Here is a 4,233-nt window from a genome sequence, read left to right as displayed (position 1 = left end):
GTTCGTTTGATTGCAGCCACCAGCCACGCGGGCTGTTTTTCTACCTGCCATTCTGATTTACCCACGGTTAGCCCCTTTTTCTGTGGTGATACGTCTTATCTTTTGGCGATATGATCGCCATAGATATCCGGTCTTAATTCGGCTTTGGTGATCACTCCATGGGTCTTCTCTTCCAAACGCCGAGCGAGATCGAAGCCGGCCTTTTTGTGCCCCTTGAATACCAAACGCAAATAGCCAGGGGTTGATTTAACCTGTTCGGCTAATGCAGCCCGATCGGTTTTGCTAAGATTGTCCCAATAACTTTGCATGCATTATGTACCTCCTGGATACATTATGCATGTTTAAAATGAACCCGCAAGGACCTTGTACCCACTAGGTACTCAATTTCTAATGTGGTCATGAAAACGATTGATGAAATTAGGCGTGATAACGCACGGAAACTGCGGGATAGTTCAGGGGGAAACTCGTTTTTCTCGTCACTGCTAGATCGTGAACCCACTCAAATAAGCCGTATCATTGGCAAAAATCCAACCAAGAAAATTGGCGATGATTTGGCGCGCCATATGGAAAAGTGTTTTTCGCTGCCAGCGGGATGGCTCGATCAAGAGCATCAAACAACGAATGTGACACCTAAAAAGGATGTCGTTGATACAGAACATAAAATTAGGATGGTGCCCGTAATATCATGGGTTCAGGCTGGGGCTTGGACCGAGATGGGATATTCAGAGGTAGATTTGAGTTTAGTCGAAAGTTATCCGTGCCCGGTCCCATGCGGGCCACTGACATACATTCTCAGGGTGATAGGTGAATCAATGATTACAGAGTATAACCCTGGCGATATGATATTTGTAGATCCTGAGATAACACCTGCGCATGGTGATGATGTTGTTGCAATTTTGCTAGATTCTGGAGAAACCACCTTTAAACGGTTAGTAGAAGATGGCGGACAAAAATTTCTGAAAGCTCTTAATCCGAATTGGCCAGAACAATACCTGAAAATTAATGGAAATTGTTCAATAATAGGAACAGTTGTTTTTTCAGGAAAACCAAGACGTTATAGAGCATAAACTTATTTACCTCAGCGAGCCCGCAAACACGGGCTCTTTTTTTACTTGACAATGTACCTATTGGATACATAATGTACCCAATAGGAACTAACAACAACCAGGCAGGACGCCCACGAACGTAGCCGCCGGTGGCACATGAATGACCGGATGATTCGCGCTAAATGGCAGGAGGGGACGTGAGCGAGAAAGAGTTGAGACGTGTTATTGCACTGCTACTTGAAGATGCAAAACGCCTTCAGCAGATCGAACCAAATGCAGGAACCGACGCCCGCATTTGGATTGCAAAAATGGCTCTCGAATCTATTGATAGCCGCAACATCGTGCTTAGCATCGATACTCAGAAGGACGGCATTGAAATTTGCGCCACCGAACATAACTCCGAGGGTGAGGTGTGGACGATTAGCATGAAGGAAAATCTGTTTACCTTTGTGCGCAAAATCAACGGGGAGCTCCAGGAGGCCTATCGTCCCGTAGAGCAGGATTTAGCGGCAATCTATGCGGCGGCCATAATCCAAGGGTTTGAACCGCCGAGTCAACTAAAAGAGAAAGACGGTGGGTTTATCGCACATCAGGTTCATCAGCGGGATAGTGATTCTCAACCACAACATGATCATGCTGATCAAGATATACCCCCTGATTGAACTCGATTTGAATTATTTTGTGCCCTCTTGATTTCACCCTATAGAAATCAAGGCCACCGAAGTAGAGCTCGGAATCTGGATCAATGCCTTTAAGTTGCTCCAGAAGATCACCAACAGTAATTGGATGTCTTTTTTTGGTCATGGTTTTTCCTTACTTGGTTTGAACTCCCGTAAGGATATCACGCGCCGGGCGTGGATAAATATCCCGGCATAAACAACAGCGAACAGGCAGGACGCGCACGAATGCTAACGCATGGAAACCAAGTGAGGCAGTGATAGGCGGTGAACGCCGCACTTACGCTGATAAATCCAGGGACCTGCCGGTACATGTACGCTGGTCACACCGTGCCGCGCCACCCTTGGTTAGGTGGCAACCTATACACCTGTGAGAGCGAGAAGTACCGCGGCGATTGGCCGAAGGTCGCGTGAAGTATCAGTCCCACCCGCCACCATTGGAGCGTGGCGCCGGACGATGGGTAACCGGCACACAACAGGTAAGAGTATTGGCAGGTCTGCATGTTCGGGGGCGTTCGCGATGGACCTGGTGACAGTGCTCTTTCCGTTGTGGTGAATGCGCAGGCTGATGCGCTATTTCAATGCGCCATGGCCAGTCCGTAAAGCCGGGCCGTCATGGACCTATGTCGGATTAGATTCAGCACCGACCATCATAACCCCATCGCCGTGGAACGCGATAAATGCTGTGTGTAGTCATTGGCGGTGGCGCCAGCTCTTCAACTCATAAGGGGTGAAGATAATGTTCTGGCTGGCGCGCCGCCCTTTTTCGCTAACGCGAGGTATCCATGTCTGAAACGAATCATGCAACAAACGTCCCTGATTTTTTGGGCGAGCTGGATGGCGGGGTTTTTGAAACTAAAATTGCCAGCGCGCTGAATGAGGTCGCGTTGGGTGTTCTGAACAACGGCAGTACCGGCGAAATCACGCTTAAATTCAAAGTGGCGCGCCTGAGCAAATCGCTCGAAGAAAAGCGGGTGATGATCACGCACAAGATGTCTTATGTGCGCCCGACGCCCCGCGGCAAATTCTCGGAGGAGGATACGACAGAGACCCCGATGTACGTCAACCGCGGCGGCAAACTGACTATCCTGCAGGAAGACCAGGGGCAGCTTCTTACCCTGGCCGGAGAAATTGACGGACAGTTGCGCACAAATTAAACCCACCATTTAACCTATTATTTTAAGGAAGCATCATGGCACAGGCTGTTGATTCATCCGCTATCAGCCAGATTCGTAATCTGGTTATTGGCCAGCAAGTCAATGAGAAATTGGCCGATAAACAATTCTCCCCGGTTGTCGCAGTGCCTGAGGGGATGGCTCTGAAAAATCTTGAGTCATTTTTGTCTGGACGTACCCGATTCCGCGGGCAGATGCAAACCAATAGTATCGAGGATTTTGCCCGCTATTCAGTCGATTACGCCGCAGAAGGTGCACGGTGTTTTATTAACGCAGACGCAATGACGGCCGTTTCCATATTTAACCTGGGTACTATAGCCGCTCCCGGGCATGCCGATAACACCGCGTCTCTGTCATTGAAAAGTACCGCACCATTTTCCTCGGTACTAAATATAAATGGCGAACGCAATTCCCAAAAGGAGCTCGCCGAATGGATTGAGGACTGGTCGGAATACATTATCGGTTTTGCGTCTAATGGTGATGTGATTGACGCCAAAAAATCGGCGGCGGCGCTGCGCAAGATTACCATTGAGGCAAACCAGAAAGCCGACTATGAGGACAACGATTTCAGCGGCAAACGCTCCCTGATGGAAAGCGTTGAAGCCAAAACGCAGGAAATCATGCCAGTCGCATTTGAATTTAAATGCGTAACCTATGAGGGGTTGAGCGAGCGGGCCATTAAACTGCGCCTGAGCATTATCAATGGCGATCGCCCTATTCTCGTATTACGGATCGTTCAATTAGAGGACGTCCAGGAAAAAATCGCGACCGAGTTCCGTGATCTGCTGATCGAGAAATTCTCCGGCGGTACTGTAGAAACGTTTATCGGTAAATTCTCCGCGTAATGGCCTGATGCCCCGCCAGGGGCATTGAATAAACCACAAATTTAATATTGCCTAACGGCAAGGGCTTCTCTCTGCCCGAAAATAGGAAAACGATAATGACGTGGATAACCACATTTAGCGGCCGGCATTTCGATTATGCCGATCCTGATATTAATTCGATCTGCATAACCGACATCATTCACGCATTGTCGAATGAGTGCCGCTATGCCGGCCATTGCCCGCAGTTTTATAGCGTGGCACAGCATTCCGTACTGACCAGCATGATTGTCCCACCAGCATTTGCTCTGGAGGCGTTGTTGCATGACGCGGCGGAGGCGTACTGCAAAGACATTCCCGCGCCGCTTAAACAGCTACTACCGGACTATCATGCCGTCGAGTCTCGGGTTGACGCCGCAATCCGCCGCCGGTTTGGACTGCCGGAGGCAATGAGCCCCGAGGTTAAACGCGCTGATCTGATTATGCTGGCCACCGAGCGTCGAGATCTCGATAT

General features: G+C 49.3%; 5 protein-coding genes and 1 pseudogene. 5 read left to right on the top strand and 1 reads right to left on the bottom strand.

Annotation, left to right across the window (positions count from 1 at the left end):
- Nucleotides 1-95: 95 nt before the first annotated feature.
- Nucleotides 96-308 (bottom strand): helix-turn-helix domain-containing protein, encoded by a 213-nt coding sequence (locus tag FCN80_RS25390; RefSeq protein WP_136993093.1) that lies wholly within the window; start codon nt 306-308, stop codon nt 96-98.
- Between the two features lie 90 nt (nt 309-398).
- On the opposite strand from FCN80_RS25390, the gene FCN80_RS25385 reads away from it, so the two are divergent.
- The 5 genes and pseudogenes from FCN80_RS25385 to FCN80_RS25360 all read left to right on the top strand — a co-directional run.
- Entirely contained in the window at nt 399-1,067 is a 669-nt protein-coding gene (locus FCN80_RS25385; protein ID WP_136993091.1) for a LexA family protein, read from the top strand.
- A gap of 176 nt (nt 1,068-1,243) precedes the next feature.
- Nucleotides 1,244-1,708, top strand: coding sequence for a hypothetical protein (locus FCN80_RS25380; RefSeq protein WP_170975525.1), 465 nt, complete (start codon nt 1,244-1,246; stop codon nt 1,706-1,708).
- Nucleotides 1,709-2,508: 800 nt separating this feature from the next.
- Nucleotides 2,509-2,880 (top strand): hypothetical protein, encoded by a 372-nt coding sequence (locus FCN80_RS25370; protein ID WP_136993086.1) that lies wholly within the window; start codon nt 2,509-2,511, stop codon nt 2,878-2,880.
- 35 nt (nt 2,881-2,915) lie between these two features.
- On the top strand, nt 2,916-3,743 hold the full coding sequence (locus FCN80_RS25365) for a YfdQ family protein (RefSeq protein WP_136993084.1): 828 nt from the start codon (nt 2,916-2,918) through the stop codon (nt 3,741-3,743).
- A 95-nt stretch (nt 3,744-3,838) separates the two neighbouring features.
- A pseudogene (locus FCN80_RS25360) lies at nt 3,839-4,233 on the top strand (metal-dependent phosphohydrolase); the annotation flags it as partial.

Origin of the sequence: Martelella alba (assembly GCF_005217455.1) — a bacterium.
GTDB lineage: Bacteria > Pseudomonadota > Gammaproteobacteria > Enterobacterales > Enterobacteriaceae > Acerihabitans.
The sequence above is the reverse complement of the archived record's forward strand: the minus strand, read 5'-3'. Positions and strand labels throughout refer to the sequence as shown.

Coding starts and splice junctions, on each gene's coding strand:
- FCN80_RS25385 (WP_136993091.1), top strand. CDS start 399: ATGAAAACGATTGATGAAATTAGGCGTGATAACGCACGGAAACTGCGG.
- FCN80_RS25370 (WP_136993086.1), top strand. CDS start 2,509: ATGTCTGAAACGAATCATGCAACAAACGTCCCTGATTTTTTGGGCGAG.
- FCN80_RS25390 (WP_136993093.1), bottom strand. CDS start 308: ATGCAAAGTTATTGGGACAATCTTAGCAAAACCGATCGGGCTGCATTA.
- FCN80_RS25365 (WP_136993084.1), top strand. CDS start 2,916: ATGGCACAGGCTGTTGATTCATCCGCTATCAGCCAGATTCGTAATCTG.